Consider the following 15,985-nt stretch of genomic DNA (forward strand, 5'->3'; position numbering starts at 1 on the left):
AGGTTTAAAAAATGCTAAACGAAAAATTTTTCAGGGCGTTGTTTTTCGTCGTCATCGTCTCCGCGGGCGTTTATTATTTTTATCCGACGGAGTTAAACGAGGCGCAACGTCTAGCCTACCTTAAAAGCTACGGCGTGACGCTAGGGCTCACTATCGGCGGCACGGCTATCGGCGTGACTTTGGGCTTTATTTTGGCGTTTTTAAAGTTTTTAAATATCAAAATTTTAAGCTTTCTCATCGACGAATACGTAGATATCCTGCGCGGAACGCCTATTATTTTGCAGCTTCTTATATTTTCGGTCGTGATTTTCGCGACCTGGAGCGATAACTTTTACGTCGCTTTGATCGCGCTTGGGCTAAACAGCTCCGCATACGTCGCAGAAATCGTGCGTAGCGGCATAAATAGCGTCGATAAGGGCCAAATGGAAGCTGCAAGGGCGATGGGTCTAAACTACTACGTTTCGATGCGCGAAGTGGTGTTCCCGCAAGCGACCAAAAACATCTTGCCTGCGCTTGCGAACGAATTTATCTCGCTGTTTAAAGAGACGTCAGTCGTTGGCTACATTAGCGTCATCGACATCACGATGCAAAGCAAGAGCTTGCAAGCGGTGTTTTATAGCCCGGAGCCCGTCATTTTCACGGGCATAGTTTACTACGTCAGCGTGAAGTTCTTTACGTTTTTGGTTAAAATTTTAGAGAGGAGGCTAAATCGCCATGATTGAGATTAGAAATTTGAGTAAAAATTACGGCGATTTGCGCGTCCTAGACGACATCAGCGTAGATATCAAACAAGGCGAAATCATCGCTATCATAGGTCCTAGCGGCGGCGGCAAGAGCACGTTTTTGCGCTGCATAAACCGCCTAGAAGAGCCAAGCGGCGGGCATATCAAGATAAACGGCGAAGATATCACCGACAAAAAAACAGACATAAATAAAATCCGTCAAAAAGTGAGCATGGTTTTTCAGCACTTTAACCTTTTTGCAAATAAAAACGTCTTGCAAAATTTAACCCTAGCTCCGATAAAAGCGGGAATTTTGGATAAAGAAAGCGCAGAAAAAAGAGCCGACGAGCTACTAAAAAGCGTGGGCCTAAGCGATAAAAAATATGCATTCCCACACAAGCTCTCGGGCGGTCAAAAACAGCGTATAGCAATCGCTAGAAGCCTCGCGATGAATCCAGAGGTCATACTCTTTGACGAGCCGACCAGCGCGCTAGATCCCGAGATGATCGGCGAGGTGCTAGACATCATGAAAGACGTCGCGGCAAAAGGCATCACGATGCTAGTCGTCACGCACGAGATGGGCTTTGCTAAAAACGTGGCCAATAGGATATTTTTCATGCACGGCGGTAAAATAGCCGTGGACGACACGCCTAAAAATGTTTTCGAAAACCCTAGCAATCAGCGTTTGCAGGATTTTCTAGGTAAAATTTTAAACCACTAAAAGGAGGTCAAAATGTCACAAAACATCGTTGCGGCTTTGTCCGCCGGCAAATTTAAAAAACTTTTCGTTTTCGTAGCCGCCGCTTTAATGCTTTCAGGCTGCGGTCAAAGCTCGAATGAAAAAGCAAGCAAAGACGCCGCAGTAAAAAACGAGGCAGCCCCCGTAGCGGTACAACAAACGATAAGAGTGGGTTCGAGCGCGGACTATCCGCCGTTTGAGTATATTGACGAGCACAACAAGATCGTAGGCTTTGAAATCGATATGATAGAGGCCGTCGGTAAGAAAATCGGCGTCAAATTTGACATACAAAATATGAGCTTTGACGGACTGATCCCAGCTCTAAAAACAGGCAAGATAGACGCCGCACTAAGCGGTATGAGCGCGACCGAGGAGAGACGAAAATCTGTTGATTTTACGAAGCCTTATTATTTTTCGGATAATCTTTTCATCCGCAAAAAGGGCACCGACGTAAATGCGACCAATATGCACCTCAAAAAAATAAGCGCGCAAATAGGTACATTGCAAGAGAGCGCGGCTAAATCTATCTGCGGCGACTTATCCGTGCCTGCAGAGACCGTAGCGGCTGCGATCTTGTCGCTAAAAGCGGGTAAAATCGACGTCGTACTAACAGATAGCCCGATCGGTTACGAGTATCTAAAGCAAAACTCGGATCTGGAGGAGTTTTTAAAGCTTCCTGACGGTACCGAGGGCTTTGCCGTCGCATTTGATAAAGACAAGCACCTGGAGCTAATCGGCAAGATAGACGCCGCCATAGAGGAGCTCAAAAAGAGCGGCGAATTTGACAAGATGATGGAAAAATACGACCTAAAGTAAATTTACGAGCCCGCACCAAAACGCGGGTTAAATTTGAAACCAAATTTAAAGGAGAGAACATGAAAAAGATTTTTGCGCTGCTTTTAGCGGCTCTAGCCACGCTTGGCGCCGCCGAGCTAAAGATCGGTACCGCCGCTAACTATCCGCCGTTTGAGTACGTGGACGAGCAAAACAAGATCACCGGCTTTGATATGGATCTAGTAGCGGAGCTCGCTAAACGCGCGGGTTTTGAGTACAAGATCGTAAATATGAGCTTTGACGGCCTCATCCCAGCTCTAAAAACCGGCAAAATCGACTCCGTAGCAAGCGCGATGAGCGCAACCGACGATAGACGAAAGTCGATTGATTTCACGCAGGCTTACTATGCGACCGAAAATATCTACTTGCGCGCTAAAGGCAACGACGCTATCGCGAGCAAAGACGCTCTAAACGGCAAAAGAGTAGGCGTACAACAAGGCACCGTCCAAGAGATCGCAGCTAACGCTATCGCGGGCGCTAAAGTCGTACCTGCCGAGGATCCGGTTCCGCTAATCATGGGACTAAAAAAAGGCAAGATAGACGCAGTCGTGCTAGATAGCTCGATCGGTTACGGCTTTTTGAAGAAAAACCCCGAGCTTGAGGAGTTTTTCAAAGAAAACGACGGTAGCGAGGGCTTTTCTATGGCGTTTGATAAAGGCAAGCAAGCCGATCTAATCGCTAAGATAAACGCCGCGCTCGACGAGATGAAAAAAGACGGCAGCTACGATAAACTGCTAGAAAAATACGATCTAAAATAATGAAAAAAAGCGCATTTTTTACTCTGATTAAATTTTGCGCTTTAGCCTTGCTGTCGGTAAATTTGGTAGCCGAGTTTACCGACATGCAAATCACCCAAACAACCAAATCCAAACGCGAAAAAGCTACCAAAGAAATCCTGTTTTTAGAAAAAATTTTAGACTACGATACCTTTGTCTTTAGGCTAAACGCCGCCGTGATTGCCCCTTGCAAGCTTGCAAACGTTAGATTTTATAACGGCTCAAAATGCATAAAAGATAAAAAAGAGCTGGAAAATTTCACCAAATCCTACGACAAAGAGATCAAAAAGATATTTCGCCCGGAGCGCAACTACTACGTGCTCACGCTAAAAAATCTAGGCGATAGATGGCTGTGCGAGGTAAGCGACGAAAGCAGAATCCTAAACAAAACCCTGGTCAAAAACGGCCTCGCCTCGCCTACTAGCAAAGAGTACCAAAAAATCGAAGTCAAAGAGGACTGGGCGAAGAAAAATCACTCGGAAATTTATGAGTGCCTAACCGGCAAAAAGCTAGAAGACGAAAAAGCAAAGAAAAAGCCGAAAAAAGCCGAAAATAACGCCACCAAAAACGATCAAACCGAGCAAAACCCTGCGAGCGAACAGCCTAAACAAACGCAGCCGCAAACCGCGCCGCCACCGATCGAGTCGCAAGGAAACGGCCCCGTAAATTTAAGGGAGCTTGGAGTCGAGTTTGGCAAGGATTTTGGCGACAAATAAATTCGACCAAAGATAAATTTAACAAAAACCGCTTAAGGTAAAACAATGAAAAATCCTAAAAAAAATATCCTAATCATCGCAGGCAGCGACAGCGTCGGGGGTGCCGGCGTGCAAGCCGACATAAAAACCTGCGAGGCCTACGGCTGCTACAGCGCGACTGCGATCACGGCTCTAACTGCGCAAAACACGAGCGGCGTGAGCGCGGTAATGCCCGTAACGCCCGAGTTTTTAAACGCGCAGCTAGAAGCAGTCTGCGCCGAGCTAAAATTTGACGCCGTAAAGATCGGCATGCTCTTTAACGAACAGCTCATAGCCTGCGTCAAAGCCTGGCTGGAACAAAACCAGGGCATAAGCGCCGTGATAGATCCCGTCTGCGTGGCGAAATCAGGCGCAAAGCTACTGCAAGAGGGCGCCATAAGTGCGCTAAAAGAGCTTTTGAGCCTAGCTCGCATTGCGACGCCGAATTTAGACGAAGCGCGAATTTTGGGGTTAAATTTTGACGGCGAGCGGTTAAATTTGAGCGCGGATCTGCCCTGCGACATCGTACTAAAACGCACGCGAGCGAGCGAAATTTGCGAGGATACGCTTTATAAAAAAAGCGGCGAAATCGTTAAATTCGGCGAGCCGCTAGAGCGCCCCACAATCATGCACGGTGCGGGGTGCAGCTTCGCCACGGCTATCGCCTGCGCCCTAGCGTGCGGGACAGACGAGATAACGGCAATCAAGCGCGCCAAAGCCTTCGTCGCAAACGCAATCAAAAACGCCCACGGCTCAAATTTCGGCGCGCGACTGCTGAATCACAAAGCAGCGGGCGAAAATGGCTGAAATTTACGCTATCACGGACGACGTCCTAACGCCAGAGAGTAGCGTGCTAGAGCAAGCTCGCGAGCTGCTAGAGCGCGGAGTGAAGTTTTTACAGTACCGCACCAAGCTTGAGCCCAAAAACGAGCGCGTAGCTGTTGCACTAAAAGAGCTTTGCGAGCGTTACGGCGCGAGATTTATCGTAAACGACGACGTCAAATTTGCCGCAAAAATAGGTGCAAACGCCGTGCACATCGGCAAAGACGACGGCGGAGTAAAGGCCGCTCGCAAGATCCTGGGCGAGGACGCCTTTATCGGCGTTAGCTGCTATGACGATCTAAATTTGGCGCTAAGGGCGCAGGACGAGGGTGCTTCTTACGCGGCATTTGGCGCCGTGTTTGCGAGCCCGACCAAACCAAACGCCCCGCTTTGTAAATTTGAAACGATCAGGCGCGCAAAGGAAATTTTACGTATCCCGGTTTGCGTGATCGGCGGCATAAACGCAGCAAATATCGCGCAAATCGCCGCGCTAAATCCAGACTACATCGCCGTTATCTCAGCGCTCTACCGCCCAGCATCCATAAAAGAAAATCTGCGAAATTTGCAAGCGTTTTTGTAAAAATGCGCTAAAACTGCGTCAAATTTGCGTCGCTAGCCCGCGCGATGCTCCGCCTAAATTTAAGCCAGGTTCGCTAAAATTTGCTCGATTAAAAAGGATAAAAATGAAAACTCTAATCATCTTAACCCACCCAGGCATCCAAAACTCGGTCATAAACAAACGCCTGCTACAAGAGGCACTCAAAGAGCCGCAGCGCTTTAGCGTTCATGATTTGACGCAGATTTACGGGGGCGGCGATATCGACGCCGCGCGCGAGCAAGAGCTCATCAGAGCCCATGACGCCCTCGTTTTGCAGTTTCCGCTTCATAACTTCTCCTGCCCTCCGATTTTAAAATCATGGATCGACGCGGTGATGACGCACGGTTTTGCCTATGGGCGCGGCTCGGACGGTATCGCGGGCCGCAAGGTCGCGCTAGCCGTGACCGCGGGCATCAAAAAGAGCGACTACTGCCCGCAAGGACGCTATCATTTTAGCTTGCGCGAGGTTCTTACGCCGTTTGAGCTCGCGTTTAAATACTATTTTCACGCCGACTACCGCGGCTTTTTCGCATTTTACGGCGCCGAGGAGACTCCGGGCGTGGACTACGTATCAAGCCAGGACGATTTAGAGCGCGGCGCTAGAGAATACGCGGAGTTTTTGCGAAATCTAGGCTAAATTTGACGGTCGCAGTTAGTCTTGCTACGCGTAAATTTACCTCGCTATAAATCACGGAAGCTGCGCCACATTTAAGCTTTATCGCCGTTATTTCCGCGATTTACCGCCCAGCAAAATTTGCAAGCGTTTTTGTAAGGCTTAAAATTTGACGAGTCCGCTTGCCTTGCTCAAATTTGACACGCTAAATTTGAGCGTCAAATTTACGGCGATCGAGCTCAAATTCTGAGTCTCTGCGCCAAATTTGCCCAGCACGCCAAAAAAACGCAAATTTACGACTAGGCCGCGCGCCGAAGGCTAATCTTTTTTATAAAACACGTTAAAGCAGACTCCGCCGAGCAAGATTATCAAGCCGGCAATCCCAGCAAAAGGCGAAAACCAAAAATCCATCGTCCCCGCATAGAGCAAAACAAGTCCCGTACAAAGGCTGATCGCGATATCGACGTTAAACCAAAGTACCCTTTCAAAAAAGCCTTGCGATTTTTTCGCCCTCAGATTTTTAGTGAGATTCCGTATCTTTATGACCCTGAAATTTTCGTATTTCACGCTCGCTTCGTCGCCGTTTTCTAGCTCCAGGGCGCGCTTTTTAGGGCTGCTACCCCACAAAAACGTATCGCCGACCGTGACGCTAAAATAGCTTTTTTCTTTCGTCTCAAAAATCCTTAAGTCGCGCACCGTGCCGCTAACCTCGCCGTTTGCTTTTGACTCTTTTGCAGCACCCAGCATCAGCCTAACGCGTAAGCCCAAAGACGCCTCGCGGTGATACTTAAACCAAGCAAAGGCAAGAGAGCCGAAACCAAAAACTAGCATCAAAGTGCTAAAAAGTGGCCACCGTCCGTCAAAACCAGAGAAAATCGCCCAAATGCCGGCCGCGGCGAACAACAAAAACAGCGCGAAAAATAGAGCCGCAAAAAAGAGGCTAGGCTCATAGGCGTACCAGGCCGCGGAGTTTAAAGAGCGGTTTTTTAGCCCCAAAACCCGCCCCTTTTTATCGCAAACCGCCAGCATCTCGTCGCCATCATTTAACGGCAAGAGCGGACTTTGCAGCGAGCGAACGTTTAAAATTTGCCCATCCAAGCTAAAGCTATAATCAAATCTGCTTTTGTCTTTATAGACGCACTCAAGCGAATCCGCGCGGCCGCTGAGTAGTTTTAGGCCGTTTTGCGTTTTCATTTAAAAAATCTCCTCAAATTTTGACGCCATTTTATAAATCCATCTCATTTAAAAATTTTCTTACAGTTAGATATGCCTCGACAGTGCCGCTTAAGCTTTTGTTTTCGCTCCAGTATATGTGCAAAAAGGGTAGCGATAAAAATAAGCAAACAACAAAGGCAAACAAGGCCGTCATGCCTGCAAATTCGGACAAATATTTGCTTAAACAAATGATAGGTATCGCAAAAATCGTGCCTAAAATTTTACCCGGAACGATATCAAAGATCGCCGCCCAAGACAGTATAGAATGCGCGCGCCAAGCGTAGTTTTTGAGCCACTTGTTTGAGGTCAAATTTTTAAAATTCCAAACCTCGTTTTTCTCGTCATAGGCGATGGCAAGGCCGTCGTTTTCGCTAGGCACGAGACGCTCTTTTGGGATTTTGGCGCTAAATTTAACGCCCTCTATCTCAAAAACGCAGTCATCCGTCGCCGCACTCCATCTCACGTTTCTGGCCTCGCCCGCTAAAACCTGAAACTCGCGCGAATCTCGCATCTAAATTTTCTCCAAAGTTTTTGTAAGTTCGTAAAAATTAACGCCGTACAAATTTGAGCGGGGCACAAAAAATACGTCAAATTTGAGTGAGGCAAAAACCCGCGCAGGCACGTAAAATTGACCGTGCGCAAAAAAGCGTAAGCAAAGGCTTTAAGCCTAACGACCGAATTTGCCCGAACGATAGCAGAATTTAGCAAATTTACGCCGTAAAGATAGCCGTAAAGCCCGCCAGGCAAAAGCTCGCAGCCACAAAATGCCACCAGGAGCGAGCTAAATTTATCCGTAAAAGGCGGTCAAATTTGAGCAAAAGCAAATTATACACCGCTGGATAAATTTACCCAAAAATCGACCCAAATTTAAGCCTAGCAATTGCCGACGCGTCAAATTTGAGCCAAGTAATCTAAATTTACATGAGACACAAAGCCGCCCGCAAAAAGACAAAAGCGCAGACGGTCAAATTTGACGGATTGCCTGGCCGAAAAAAGCAAATTTACGCCGCAAAAGCCCGCAAATTTAGCGCGCCGATAGTCCTTCTAGCTCCTTTGCCAGCGAGTTTACCTTCGAGTCGTCCATGCCGTTGCGCTCGACGTCGCTCACGACGATGTCCTCCCACGTCTTGGCAAACTCAGCCTGCGATAGTCCCAGGCCGTCCTCGCCCTTTGGCAGCATACCGCTTATCACCAGCGCGCGAAAGCACACGTGGCGGTCGCCTTTGTACGCCTTGCACTGCTCTAGCGAGTTTTTAAACTCGGCTCCTAGGTGCTGCAGGACCTTGTCGTCCGGGTATTTTTCCGCCGCGCGAGCTATGTCAAGTGCGGCTTCGTAGTACTGCGATATAGCATTAAATTCGTCGTTTTTAGCGGCATACTCGAGCAGTTCGCCCGCTCTTTTGCTATCTCTTGGCGCGCCTAGACCCGTAACGTAGAGCAGCCCCAGATCGCCGCAGGCGTCTCTTAGACCCTCGTCGCAGTATTTTTTGCGAAGAGCGAATTCCTCTTTAAATTTACCGCTTTCAAAGTAGTTGTTCGCACCCGCCACGGAGTTGTACTCGCGCAGTACCTTTGCGTACTGCTCGGGGCTAAAGGGCTTTGCCTGCGCGCAAACGGCGCAAAGAGCAAACAAGGCTACGGCTAAAATTTTATTCATTTCTTTTCCTTTTTGGTTTTAAATTTTTTGATAGTTTTTTTGATGGCCTTTAGCAGATATGCGACGTCTTTTGGCGTGTGCGAATAGTGCAGGCTCACACGCACCCAGCCGGGCTTTTGATCAAATTTCTGATCGTCTTTTAGTCCGAGCAGATCGTGTCCGTACGGACCGGCGCACGCACACCCCGCGCGTGTCTGCACGCCGTAGTCCTCGCTCAGCGCCTCGGCGAAATCATACGGCGAAACGCCTTTTACGTTAAAAGCAAAAATCGGCAGTCTCGGCACTGCGCGCGGAAAATAGCTCACGACCTCGGGGATTTCATCTAACCCCTCGCAAAACTGCTTCGTTAGCTCATCCTCGCGGCTTTTTATGACGTCTAGGCCGACTTCGTTTCGCAGTCTGTATGCTAGCGCGGCTCTTATTAACCCCATCACGTGCTGGGTTCCGCCCTCCTCCATGCGCTCCACGCTTGGCGCAAAAAAATGCGAACTACGGCTCACGTAGCTAACCGTCCCGCCCGCGGCAAAGGTCGGTTTGTCTGACTTTACGAGCTCCTTTTTTATCGCGAGCAGTCCGCAGCTACCCACGCCTCCTAAAAGCTTATGCGGCGAGAGAAATAGCGCATCGAAGTAGTCGGCGTCGAGGTTGTCGTGCGAGCTAAAACTAGCCGCGTCAAAGGCCACGGTCGCGCCGTATCGCTTCATCATCACGTAGATTTTTTTGTAGTCGCTGATTATCCCCGTGACGTTTGAGGCCGCGCTAAAAGAGCCGATAATCTCGCGCTTTGAGTTGATTTTGAGCAGTTGATCTAGCCTGCCGAAATTTATCTCCCCGCTCTTGCTTAGCGGTATGCGCACGACCTCGCACAGCCCCTCGCGCAAGCTAACCTCGTTTGAGTGGTGCTCGTAGGGCGAGACGATGACGAGGGGCAAATTTGCGCCTTTTACCGCCTCTTCGCCTAGGCGGTTTGCGCTCATAGGCGGCAGGTAAAGTCCCATGATCTCCTGAAATTTCTTTATCGCTCCCGTTGCGCCGCAGCCCGCCGAGATCAGATAAAATCGCTCGTCAAGCCCCAGCGCATCTTTTAGGCTCTGCCTTGCTTTTTCGTAGCGTTTTTGCGTTTTTAGCGCGTTTGAGGCGCTTTCTGAGTGGGTGTTGGCGTAGGTTTTTAGGTATTTTGCGATCTTACGCTCAATAGGCGCGTAGGCTAGGCCCGAGGCCGTATAGTCAAAGTAGCGCACGCCCTTTTTTAAAATAATATTTTTCCTGATTTCGTCGATGCTAACCAAAATTTTTCCTTATAAAAAAAGAGATTATAACCAAAGTTGTGCTAAAATGGGCTAAAAAGGAGCAAAAATCTACGCCTTAAAATCAAGCTACGCGCGCTTTAAGCACCTTGATATCCTGCAGCTTATTTACTTTCATCTGGTCTTTGACGCGCTCAAATTTGAGGCGAATTATTACGATATTTTCGAGGCGATCGAAAAGGAAATTTTAGATAAATTTGAAGATTTGTCGCTCAAATTTATCTTTGACGCCCCTTTTGAGAGCGAGCTTAAATTTGCCCTTTGCAAGCTTGCTAAAAACGACCGCAAAAAATACGCTCTAAATAAATTTCTGCCCCGCCCTCTCATCCTAAAAATTTACGCCGCCGCGATAAACTCAGGCGTAGTCAGCATCGAAAAGACGCTGGAAAAACCGCGCATAAAAAGCAAATATCAAAAATCTAAAAAACTACTCGAGCGCGATAAGGCGCAGGATAAGGTGGTCTTTAACGACAATTTTACTAGATTTTGGTTTTATTTCATCGAGCCAAATTTAGCCCTTTTAAAAAACGGCGAAAAGGCCGCGCTGATGGAGATCATCAGACGAGAGTTCGACTCGTACGCGGGCTTTGGCTTTGAGCTACTTTGCCGCGAACTTTTGGCGTTTAGACTAGGCACGGAGCCTGCTCGGGTGCGGAGCCTGTGGGCGAAAAATATCGAGATAGATATATTTTTGAGCATTGAGGGGCACATAATCGTGGGCGAAGCTAAATTTAAAGAGCACAAAATTTGCAAAAACGTGGTAAATTTACTCCTTAAAAAATGCGAGCGGCTAGGCTTTGTGCCAGACGCCGTCGCGCTATTTTCCAAAAGCGGCTTTAGCAACGAAGTCGGCCGCCTAAAAAACGAGCGAATTTTACTTTTTGATTTAGAAAATTTCGAGGAGCTTTTATGACTCAGATCGACAAAACCAGCGTCCAAGACGGACTAAAAAGCCTGATCGAGCAGACCTATCTGATAGAGCGCGAGTACAAAAATCTAACCGCATCGTATGCCAATCTGCAAGGCTTCATCAAAGATATCGTGGAAATTTTGCCAAACGCGATCTGGGTTTTGGACGAGGCGGGCGAGATATTTTTACAAAACTCAGAAGCCCTAAAACTCGGGCAAATTTTAAAATTTATCCCGCAAAATGAAGGCGAGATAAGCGCCACGGGGCAAATCTACCTCATCAAAATCGCCCAAAAAGAGGGCAAAAAAATCATCTCCGCAACCGACATAACGACCGAAAAGCGCACCGAGCGCCTAGCCTCGATGGGTCAGGTCGCAGCCCACCTAGCCCACGAGATACGCAACCCCGTGGGCTCGATCTCGCTGCTAGCCTCGACGCTGATAAAAAAGGCTGACGAGCGCACTCGCCCGGTCGTCAAGCAGATGCAAAAGGCAATCTGGCGAGTCGAGCGCATCATCAAGGCTACTTTGCTTTTCACAAAAGGCCTAACGATAAACGCGCGCGAATTTAACTTAGCTGAGCTAAAATCCGAATGCGAGGCGGCGATAGAGTGCTACACATACGGCAAGGAGATCAAATTTAGCCTAGATTTCCCCGATCTGCCATACGTCGGCGACCGCGATTTGCTGGCGATGGTGTTTCAAAACATGCTATTTAACGCGATCGACGCGGTCGAGGAAAACGAGGACGATGATGGCTGGGTGCGCGTGGACTACCGATACTGCGACGGCGAGCATAAATTTACCGTGACCGATAGCGGCGCGCCGATCAAAAACCAGGCCATGGTCTTTGAGCCCTTTAAAACGAGCAAGCTAAAGGGCAACGGCCTAGGCCTGCACCTGTGCCTGCAAATCGTCCAAGCCCACGGCGGCAGCATCGAGATCGAGCTTGAGCCAAAGAGCTTTTGCGTAAATTTGCCTGCAAAGACGCGCGGCTAGGCGGGTAAATTTGATGAAATTTGACGCTTCTGGCGAGATTAAATTTGAACGCGAAATTTAGGGCGGCTCGCGGTTTGAGATTAGCTTCGGCGAGCCGAACAACGAATATAATAACAACCAAAACAAGGAGAAAAAATGAAATTTGACGCGAAAATTTTAGAGGATTTAGCGGAGTGGTTTGAGGGGCTAAAGGAGATCAAATTTAGCGAAATTTTAGCGGGCGACGCGGCAAACACCGCCTTTATCAGCGTGGATATGATAGAGGGATTTTGCAGCACCGGGCCGCTAGCTAGCCCGCGAGTGGGCGCGATCGCGGACGCTATAGCGCAAATTCTTAGCGCGGCTTACGCGGCGGGCGCGAGAAATCTCGTGCTGCTCGAGGATAGCCACGAGGCAAACTGCGCGGAATTTGACGCATTTCCGCCGCACGCGGTCAAGGGAACAGAGGGCGCAAAGACGATACCTCAGCTGCGCAATCTGCCGTTTTTTGACGAGATAAAAATCTTTCGCAAAAACTCCCTGAGCGCGGCCTACTGCGCCGAATTTAACGCATTTCTCGCGCAAAATCCACAGATTGATACCTTTGTGGTGCTGGGCGACTGCACAGATCTTTGCGTCTATCAGCTAGTCTCGCACCTAAAACTTAGCGCAAATGAGGCAAATATCAGGCGCAAAGTCCTAGTGCCGGCAAACCTCGTCGCCACCTACGACGCGCCGGGGCACGAGGGGGACTTTTATCACGCGATGTTTTTGCAGCATATGCAAACGGGCCTTGGCGCGCAGGTCGTGCGAGAGATTAAATTTTAGCGCCGATTTTGCCTGCGAAGCGGCTAGTAAATTTAGACCGCTAGCGGCGTCAAATTTTAGCCTAAGCGCGAAATTTGGTTACCTGCCGTGCGTTTATAGAAAATCTCTTGGATGATAAATTTGCACGCCTTTAGCGTCCGTCTGCGCAGCGAAATAGAGGCAATCAAATAAAAAATATCGCAGCCGCGTTATTTTAGGTATAATACCGGCAATGCGGCGTCGTCGCATGAAATTTTATTTTCGGAGGCGTTTTATGAAATTTTTAGGCAAGATTCGAGTCGGCGCGGCGACGCTGGGGCTGGCGATGTGTTTTAGCGGCGCGCAGGCGCTTTATGTTATCGATTATATCGATTTTAACGAGCAGTGGTTGCGGCAGGATGCCTATAACCGCGCTATGAATGAGGCGAAGAAAAATTTAAATCCGCCCGATGATTCCGCCTATGCCAAAGACGTTAAGACTGATATACTCTATACGGGCGCGCTGGTACGAGCCGGAGATCATTTTTTAGATATGGACGGCATAGAGCAGATAGCGCAGCTTTTCCCCGCCGCGCAGCAAGACGAGGGGCGGCGCTTGCTAGTAGAGGGTATAGATAAGCTAAACGGTAGCGTCGAGCAGCTATACGGCATACCTAAAGAAAACGTAGCGACCGGCATCGTGGCGCTGCTAGGAGGCGCTTATGCGGCGTATTTTAATCATCCGATGCCAGACGAGGCCGTAAAGCCCGCATTTTTGCAGATCGCCGAGTTTTTGCGCAAAAAACCGGAGCTGTTTGAGGGAAAAGCTACGGAAATGATGAACTCGTATCAGATATCTATGGGGCTTGGATTTTTGCTGATGGCGATGCAGCAGGAGCTGGCACAGCACTCCGATCCCGCGCGCAAGGCGGAGCTAAAGGCGATCGGCAAGCTGGTTTTTAAATCATTACTAAACGTAGAACCGGAACAAATGGATTTTACCGCATCTGGCATAGTCTTTAAGTAGGCGTTTTGATTTTTGCGCGAGCAAATCAAAACTAAATGCAGGCTTTCGCTACCTGTTAGGCGGATTGCGGCGCAAAAAGTCGTCCTAGCGACGCTTTTGGCTGCGGCCAGGTAAATAGCCAAACATAAACGCGAGCCTCTTTTTGATACCCAACTTTTGGCCGCGACCGAGCAAATAGCCAAACCGCGCTCAAGGGTCAATTTTAAATAAAGCCGCGTACCTTGAAAATTCGGCCGATTTTTTATTTTAAAATAGCGGGTGCATTTTTCGGCGTTTTTAAAAGCTTAAAGCCAAAATCGCCTTTACGCTTTGCTTCTAAATAAACTCTCTTGGATGATAAATTTGCACGCCTTTGGCGTCCGTCTGCGCGGCGGCGATGACGGCAGCCGCGATATCTTGCGCGCTCATCGGACGGTAGTTCGTTAAGATAAACTTCGGCAAAAGCCCAAACAGCCAAATCGTAAAGAGCTCGCCCATACGCACCTGCTCGCGCTCACTTTTTATCGCAGGTAGCCGCGCTATTTGCACGCTCTCGTATTTTAGCGCGGCGATCTTTTTCTCCGCCTTGCCCTTTGCGCGCAGATAAAAAAATCTCGACCGCTCGTTTGCGCCCTGCGACGAAATGAGCGCAAAGCGGCGCGCGCCCGAGGCGATGCCCCATTTTGCGATATTTACGGGGTAGCTCACATCTACTTTATAAAACTGCCCGCGGCTACCGGCTTGTTTCATCGTCGTGCCAAGCGCGCAAAATATCTCGTCTATCTCGCGCGGCGGCATGTTTTTTACGTCGCTAAAATTTACGATCTGCGTCTCTAACTTTTCGTGGCTAAATTTTAGCTCCCTGCGCGCCCAAACAATGATTTTATCGTAGTTTTCATTTTTGCAAAGCCCGCAAACGATCTCGCGCCCGACTGCTCCCGTAGCTCCCACGACCAAAGCCGTTTTACCCATTTTTGCTCCTTAAATTTCTTTAAATTTTAACGCGCTTTGAGGTTAAATTTAGCTCCAATATTACGTTACTCAAATTTTACGCTTCGTCGCGCGACGCGTAATGCATAAATTTTAGCGTTTGCCCGCGTAGTCAAATCGTGGAGCTTGCAGGCTAAACTCGAAGTTGTTTCGATCCACCGCGCCTACGCACGCGTCGCTATGGTAAAGCGCAAGTAGAAATTCCGCCATCTCCTCGCTTGAATGATAGCGCTTAAAAGCCGCGTCGTAGTCGTAACCGGCATCATCCGTCGCCACGGGACCAAACTCCGTCCTAGTCGCGGCGGGCGCTAGAACTTTAGCCTGCATTTTGGCGTCTTTATCCTGCGCCAGCTCGTGGTGCAAGCCCTCCGTAAAGGCGCTTACGAAAAATTTGCTCGCACAGTAGGTGACAGCGTTTGGCACCATGCTGTAGCCGCCAGCGGAGGAGATATTGATGAGCTGGGCGGGCTTATACTTGTAATCGCGCACGAAGAGATGGCTTAATAGCGCAAGCGAGAGGACGTTGAGCCGCAGCATCTGCGAGACCTTGGCGAGATCGCGCTCGCCGACCGCACCGTAATCTCCAAAGCCAGCGCTATTAATTAGCGCCTTTAGCTCGTAGCTTTTTAGCTCGTCCCAGAGTACTAGGACATTCTCACTGCGCGCCAGATCGCAAATTTTAATCACGACGTCTGGTTCAGGCGAAATTTTAGCGATCTCGTCCTTTATCTTTTGCAGCAGCTCCGCTCTGCGCGCAATTAAGATCAAATTTTCTCCGCACCCAGCAAACGCCTTTGCCGCGGCCGCTCCGATACCAGAACTTGCGCCGGTGATGACGATATATTTTTTCATTTTCTATCCTTTCTTGAATTCTTCAGTTTGAAATTTTACTAAAACCCGCCGCGTATTTACGCGTGCACTCGTCTTAAATTTACAAATTTGTCAGCATTTTGCGAGGCGGTTTATTCGTCGCTTATGGGCGTGCGCTTGGTATCTACCGCTTTGCCGTCCAGATAATACCGACCGCCGGCGACGTAGTGAAGCGTTTTTAGCTCGTCAGGGATCTTTTCAAACAGCCAGTGTCCGCCGTCAAAGATCCGCCCGTCCGCATACGCCGCGACGACCTCGCCGATGAAAAGATCGTAGCTCTGCTCGTTATGAGGCTCGGGGGTACGCTTGCAAACGAGCCATGCGGCGCAGCCCGCGATCAGCGGAACATCGAAGTTATCTTGATAGAAAATTTTCACGTTTTTCATCTTGTCCGCGTTATCAAAGCGCGAGTTGTTTTCGGCGCCCAGC

At 49.0% G+C, this 15,985-nt stretch carries 19 protein-coding genes and 1 pseudogene; 12 read left to right on the forward strand and 8 right to left on the reverse strand.

The window, feature by feature from the left end; all coding sequences use genetic code 11:
* The first annotated feature begins 11 nt into the window (after window positions 1–11).
* From Q0394_RS10460 to Q0394_RS10495, 8 genes are all read left to right on the forward strand, one after another.
* Window positions 12–722 (forward strand): amino acid ABC transporter permease, encoded by a 711-nt coding sequence (locus tag Q0394_RS10460; protein WP_002948422.1) that lies wholly within the window; start codon window positions 12–14, stop codon window positions 720–722.
* Window positions 715–1,443, forward strand: coding sequence for an amino acid ABC transporter ATP-binding protein (locus Q0394_RS10465; protein ID WP_002948421.1), 729 nt, complete (start codon window positions 715–717; stop codon window positions 1,441–1,443). The genes Q0394_RS10460 and Q0394_RS10465 overlap by 8 nt, the downstream gene beginning before the upstream one ends.
* Before the next feature lie 12 nt (window positions 1,444–1,455).
* Window positions 1,456–2,277 (forward strand): basic amino acid ABC transporter substrate-binding protein, encoded by an 822-nt coding sequence (locus Q0394_RS10470; RefSeq protein ID WP_298947477.1) that lies wholly within the window; start codon window positions 1,456–1,458, stop codon window positions 2,275–2,277.
* 59 nt (window positions 2,278–2,336) lie between these two features.
* A complete protein-coding gene (locus Q0394_RS10475; protein WP_298947479.1) occupies window positions 2,337–3,053 on the forward strand; it encodes a basic amino acid ABC transporter substrate-binding protein in 717 nt (238 codons plus the stop codon).
* The gene (locus Q0394_RS10480; RefSeq protein WP_298947481.1) at window positions 3,053–3,787 is read left to right on the forward strand and encodes a hypothetical protein; all 735 of its coding nucleotides are present in this window, start codon (window positions 3,053–3,055) and stop codon (window positions 3,785–3,787) included. The genes Q0394_RS10475 and Q0394_RS10480 overlap by 1 nt, the downstream gene beginning before the upstream one ends.
* A 45-nt stretch (window positions 3,788–3,832) precedes the next feature.
* Complete coding sequence (gene thiD / locus Q0394_RS10485; protein WP_298947483.1) at window positions 3,833–4,612, forward strand: bifunctional hydroxymethylpyrimidine kinase/phosphomethylpyrimidine kinase; 780 nt, start codon at window positions 3,833–3,835, stop codon at window positions 4,610–4,612.
* Window positions 4,605–5,207: a thiamine phosphate synthase gene (thiE, locus tag Q0394_RS10490; protein WP_298947485.1), complete on the forward strand. Its 603-nt coding sequence runs from the start codon at window positions 4,605–4,607 to the stop codon at window positions 5,205–5,207. The genes thiD and thiE overlap by 8 nt, the downstream gene beginning before the upstream one ends.
* A 103-nt stretch (window positions 5,208–5,310) precedes the next feature.
* Entirely contained in the window at window positions 5,311–5,862 is a 552-nt protein-coding gene (locus tag Q0394_RS10495; RefSeq protein WP_298947488.1) for an NAD(P)H-dependent oxidoreductase, read from the forward strand.
* Between the two features lie 138 nt (window positions 5,863–6,000).
* Here the strand turns inward: Q0394_RS10495 and Q0394_RS10500 are convergent, their stop codons facing one another.
* The 5 genes from Q0394_RS10500 to Q0394_RS10520 all read right to left on the reverse strand — a co-directional run bounded on the left by Q0394_RS10500 (window position 6,001) and on the right by Q0394_RS10520 (window position 9,999).
* On the reverse strand, window positions 6,001–6,129 hold the full coding sequence (locus Q0394_RS10500; protein WP_298947490.1) for a hypothetical protein: 129 nt from the start codon (window positions 6,127–6,129) through the stop codon (window positions 6,001–6,003).
* Between the two features lie 27 nt (window positions 6,130–6,156).
* Window positions 6,157–7,032 (reverse strand): hypothetical protein, encoded by an 876-nt coding sequence (locus Q0394_RS10505; RefSeq protein ID WP_298947492.1) that lies wholly within the window; start codon window positions 7,030–7,032, stop codon window positions 6,157–6,159.
* 31 nt (window positions 7,033–7,063) lie between these two features.
* Window positions 7,064–7,564: a hypothetical protein gene (locus Q0394_RS10510; RefSeq protein ID WP_298947494.1), complete on the reverse strand. Its 501-nt coding sequence runs from the start codon at window positions 7,562–7,564 to the stop codon at window positions 7,064–7,066.
* Between the two features lie 513 nt (window positions 7,565–8,077).
* A complete protein-coding gene (locus tag Q0394_RS10515) occupies window positions 8,078–8,710 on the reverse strand; it encodes a hypothetical protein (protein WP_298947496.1) in 633 nt (210 codons plus the stop codon).
* Complete coding sequence (locus tag Q0394_RS10520; RefSeq protein WP_298947498.1) at window positions 8,707–9,999, reverse strand: aminotransferase class V-fold PLP-dependent enzyme; 1,293 nt, start codon at window positions 9,997–9,999, stop codon at window positions 8,707–8,709. The genes Q0394_RS10515 and Q0394_RS10520 overlap by 4 nt, the downstream gene beginning before the upstream one ends.
* A 223-nt stretch (window positions 10,000–10,222) precedes the next feature.
* Between Q0394_RS10520 and Q0394_RS10525 the strand changes: the two genes are divergently transcribed.
* From Q0394_RS10525 to Q0394_RS10540, 4 genes are all read left to right on the forward strand, one after another.
* A complete protein-coding gene (locus Q0394_RS10525) occupies window positions 10,223–10,930 on the forward strand; it encodes a DUF234 domain-containing protein (RefSeq protein WP_298947500.1) in 708 nt (235 codons plus the stop codon).
* Entirely contained in the window at window positions 10,927–11,925 is a 999-nt protein-coding gene (locus Q0394_RS10530; protein WP_298947502.1) for a HAMP domain-containing sensor histidine kinase, read from the forward strand. The genes Q0394_RS10525 and Q0394_RS10530 overlap by 4 nt, the downstream gene beginning before the upstream one ends.
* A 135-nt stretch (window positions 11,926–12,060) precedes the next feature.
* A complete protein-coding gene (locus Q0394_RS10535) occupies window positions 12,061–12,732 on the forward strand; it encodes an isochorismatase family cysteine hydrolase (RefSeq protein WP_298947504.1) in 672 nt (223 codons plus the stop codon).
* Window positions 12,733–12,985: 253 nt separating this feature from the next.
* Window positions 12,986–13,717, forward strand: coding sequence for a DUF6683 family protein (locus tag Q0394_RS10540; protein WP_298947505.1), 732 nt, complete (start codon window positions 12,986–12,988; stop codon window positions 13,715–13,717).
* A gap of 315 nt (window positions 13,718–14,032) precedes the next feature.
* On the opposite strand, the gene Q0394_RS10545 is transcribed toward Q0394_RS10540, so the two are convergent.
* The 3 genes and pseudogenes from Q0394_RS10545 to Q0394_RS10555 form a co-directional block, all read right to left on the reverse strand.
* The gene (locus Q0394_RS10545) at window positions 14,033–14,668 is read right to left on the reverse strand and encodes an NAD-dependent epimerase/dehydratase family protein (RefSeq protein ID WP_298947507.1); all 636 of its coding nucleotides are present in this window, start codon (window positions 14,666–14,668) and stop codon (window positions 14,033–14,035) included.
* Between the two features lie 111 nt (window positions 14,669–14,779).
* Window positions 14,780–15,538, reverse strand: a complete 759-nt coding sequence (locus tag Q0394_RS10550) for an SDR family NAD(P)-dependent oxidoreductase (RefSeq protein WP_298947508.1) — start codon at window positions 15,536–15,538, stop codon at window positions 14,780–14,782.
* Window positions 15,539–15,648: 110 nt separating this feature from the next.
* A pseudogene (locus Q0394_RS10555) lies at window positions 15,649–15,985 on the reverse strand (flavin reductase); the annotation flags it as partial.

Source organism: uncultured Campylobacter sp. (assembly GCF_938039205.1).
In the GTDB taxonomy this organism is placed as follows: domain Bacteria; phylum Campylobacterota; class Campylobacteria; order Campylobacterales; family Campylobacteraceae; genus Campylobacter_A.

Coding starts and splice junctions, on each gene's coding strand:
- thiD (WP_298947483.1), top strand. CDS start 3,833: ATGAAAAATCCTAAAAAAAATATCCTAATCATCGCAGGCAGCGACAGC.
- Q0394_RS10505 (WP_298947492.1), bottom strand. CDS start 7,032: ATGAAAACGCAAAACGGCCTAAAACTACTCAGCGGCCGCGCGGATTCG.
- Q0394_RS10510 (WP_298947494.1), bottom strand. CDS start 7,564: ATGCGAGATTCGCGCGAGTTTCAGGTTTTAGCGGGCGAGGCCAGAAAC.
- thiE (WP_298947485.1), top strand. CDS start 4,605: ATGGCTGAAATTTACGCTATCACGGACGACGTCCTAACGCCAGAGAGT.
- Q0394_RS10475 (WP_298947479.1), top strand. CDS start 2,337: ATGAAAAAGATTTTTGCGCTGCTTTTAGCGGCTCTAGCCACGCTTGGC.
- Q0394_RS10460 (WP_002948422.1), top strand. CDS start 12: ATGCTAAACGAAAAATTTTTCAGGGCGTTGTTTTTCGTCGTCATCGTC.
- Q0394_RS10480 (WP_298947481.1), top strand. CDS start 3,053: ATGAAAAAAAGCGCATTTTTTACTCTGATTAAATTTTGCGCTTTAGCC.
- Q0394_RS10530 (WP_298947502.1), top strand. CDS start 10,927: ATGACTCAGATCGACAAAACCAGCGTCCAAGACGGACTAAAAAGCCTG.
- Q0394_RS10470 (WP_298947477.1), top strand. CDS start 1,456: ATGTCACAAAACATCGTTGCGGCTTTGTCCGCCGGCAAATTTAAAAAA.
- Q0394_RS10545 (WP_298947507.1), bottom strand. CDS start 14,668: ATGGGTAAAACGGCTTTGGTCGTGGGAGCTACGGGAGCAGTCGGGCGC.
- Q0394_RS10465 (WP_002948421.1), top strand. CDS start 715: ATGATTGAGATTAGAAATTTGAGTAAAAATTACGGCGATTTGCGCGTC.
- Q0394_RS10495 (WP_298947488.1), top strand. CDS start 5,311: ATGAAAACTCTAATCATCTTAACCCACCCAGGCATCCAAAACTCGGTC.
- Q0394_RS10515 (WP_298947496.1), bottom strand. CDS start 8,710: ATGAATAAAATTTTAGCCGTAGCCTTGTTTGCTCTTTGCGCCGTTTGC.
- Q0394_RS10535 (WP_298947504.1), top strand. CDS start 12,061: ATGAAATTTGACGCGAAAATTTTAGAGGATTTAGCGGAGTGGTTTGAG.
- Q0394_RS10550 (WP_298947508.1), bottom strand. CDS start 15,538: ATGAAAAAATATATCGTCATCACCGGCGCAAGTTCTGGTATCGGAGCG.
- Q0394_RS10540 (WP_298947505.1), top strand. CDS start 12,986: ATGAAATTTTTAGGCAAGATTCGAGTCGGCGCGGCGACGCTGGGGCTG.